This window comes from Mycobacterium sp. NGS49 (assembly GCF_059812565.1).
Genome location: NZ_JCALCX010000086.1, coordinates 1 through 2,348 on the forward strand (window position 1 = coordinate 1; position 2,348 = coordinate 2,348).

Annotated in this window: 1 protein-coding gene and 1 pseudogene; one reads left to right on the top strand and one right to left on the bottom strand. The window is 65.8% G+C overall.

From position 1 onward, the window contains the following. Positions 1 to 192: 192 nt before the first annotated feature. Positions 193 to 435, top strand: a complete 243-nt coding sequence (locus AC5Y7D_RS30735; RefSeq protein ID WP_499929938.1) for a hypothetical protein — start codon at positions 193 to 195, stop codon at positions 433 to 435. A gap of 815 nt (positions 436 to 1,250) precedes the next feature. On the opposite strand, the pseudogene AC5Y7D_RS30740 reads toward AC5Y7D_RS30735, so the two are convergent. Beyond that, positions 1,251 to 2,348 (bottom strand): annotated as a pseudogene (locus AC5Y7D_RS30740) (PE family protein); the annotation flags it as partial.

Genomic DNA, 2,348 nt, shown 5'->3' on the forward strand with positions numbered 1-2,348 from the left:
TCAGGCAATCACGCCCGTCGCCGAATGGGAAATACCTGCACGGCATGGACCTAGTCGAAAGAGTTATAGGCAGGCCAAGCCCGCGGCGCGTCTTTGCAGCCCAGAGAAGAAAACTGCCGCGGTACAGATGGTCCGGACCTTGAGGACAAATTGTGTTTGCGCCGGCAGACTTTCGACAACAGCGCCTTGCAAGTGGCATTCGACTCCGCTTCCGACGCGTTACGGGCCACCATCGATCGTCGTGACCGCCTCGATGAGGCGACCGCACAGATGGCCGCTGATTCGGAATTCACCGCGGTCGCCGACCGGTTGCAGTGGTTGCGCGCCATCTCCACTCTCACTTCGTTCGGCTCGGACGTAGAGATCGGTGTCTGGCAGCGCTTCACCGGGCGAACGATCGGCGCCTACGTCGGATTGGTACCCACCGAGTACTAATGGGGTGGCACGCGCTCCCAGGGTGGGCTGACCAAGACGGGCAATGACCATGTCCGGCGGCGGCTCATCGAAGCGGCCTGGCATCACCGCAAGCGCTACCGGCCCGGAGCGCGCCTTCGTCGCCGCTTGGATGGGGCCGACACCTGCCGTGCGAGCGCGCAGTCACGCTGCAAATCGGAGGCCGTACACCCGCTGGGTTCAATTCGACCAGCGCCACAAGCGTCCAGTGATCGCCAACGCCGCGATCGCTCGAGAACTGGCTGGGTGGGCCGGTCGCTGGCCATCATCGACGACTGACACAACCGCAAACGTCCAGATGAAGCCGACGGCGCACGCAAACGTCAGACCGAGCGACCCGCGACCGGTTCTATGAGGAAACATGTTGTCTCACAACAGTTACTCTCGATCCTAGACAAAGTTACTCTCGATCCTAGACAAGCGATCCGCTCACGCCGAAAGTCCCGTCCTGCGGTAATCAACCGACGCGTATCAGACTGACCCAGCGTCGACACGACGCCGCGCAACGACTCATCTGGTGAACGAAGCGGCGGCTGCGCCAACCGTCACGGCCGCGCTTCACCCTGCAATGTTGCCAAACCGGGACCAAATATCAGAACCTGGTCGACTCACAAACGGGGACTCGCCACCGTCGCCGAAGCCAGGCCGCTCTCGGGCGGTTGACCCTGATCGAATTCGAAGCAATCATGACCACACCGGCCAGTCCGGCCGCGTGACCGAAACTGTCACCTATCGGTGCAGCAGACCCACCTAAGCGCTCGGTGACGAATAGGTCTCGGGTCGAAATCAATTGATTGCTAGCCTTTTTGGCCGGGGTTGCCAGTGCCACCAACGGTGCCGTCGGCTCCTGCGACGCCAAAAACGGTCGTTCCGGTGCCGAAGCCGCCACCCGTACCAGAGGAGCCGCCGATTCCACCGGCTCCCCCAGTACCGCCTGGTGAGCTCGTACCGGTAGCGCCTTGCTGACCCCCGAGCACTCCGCTGGAACCGCCGGCGCCAGGGGTTCCACTGACGCCTCCGTTTCCACCATCACCGCCGTTGCCGCCGTTGCCGCCGTTGCCGCCATTGCCGCCTCTGCTGCCTGCGCCGTCGATCCCGACTGATTGTCCTCCATTGCCACCGTTGCCGCCTGCGCCGCCAATGCCTCCGGCGCCTCCGGTACCGCCGATACCGGCGTTGCCGCCTTGGCCACCGTTGCCGATGAGCAGTCCGCCGTCGCCACCAGCACCACCTGCACCGCCGGCACCACCTGCACCGCCGGTACCACCGGTAGCCGCGTTGCCGCCGTCTCCCCCGTCGCCACCGATGGTTGCAATTCGTACAGCCTCGGAATCGCCGCCACTGCCCCCTGCGGCGCCCTGGCCACCCGTTGCCCCAATGCCCCCCGTGCCACCGGTGCCGCCGGCGCCGCCTGACCCACCGTTGCCGATCAATAGGCCGCCGCGACCACCGCTGCCGCCCGCGCCCCCGACTCCCCCCACACCTCCGTCAGCGCCGGTCCCGCCGTCACCGCCATTGCCGCCGCCGCCGCCAATAGCAACGCCGAACCCGGACTCGGCTGACCCTCCGTCGCCGCCCGCACCACCGGCGCCGCCGGCTGCGATCCCGCGGGTGCCGTTACCCCCCTGACCTCCTTCTGCAGTCGAAAACGCAGTGTCATTGGACCCTAGGTCTGCAGCTGCATCGCCCTTGGCAAAGGCGTTCCCGCCGTCGCCGCCCGCGCCGCCGTTGCCGCCGACACCGCCGGTACCTCCACTACCAGCAGCAGCACTACCATTGGCAACTGACGTGGCGTTTCCTCCGCGGCCACCGGTACCGCCGGCAGCGCCCAAACCATCGTCTTGGCCATTGCCGCCTGAAGTGGCAACCGCATCACCGCTGCTGGTGACATTGAT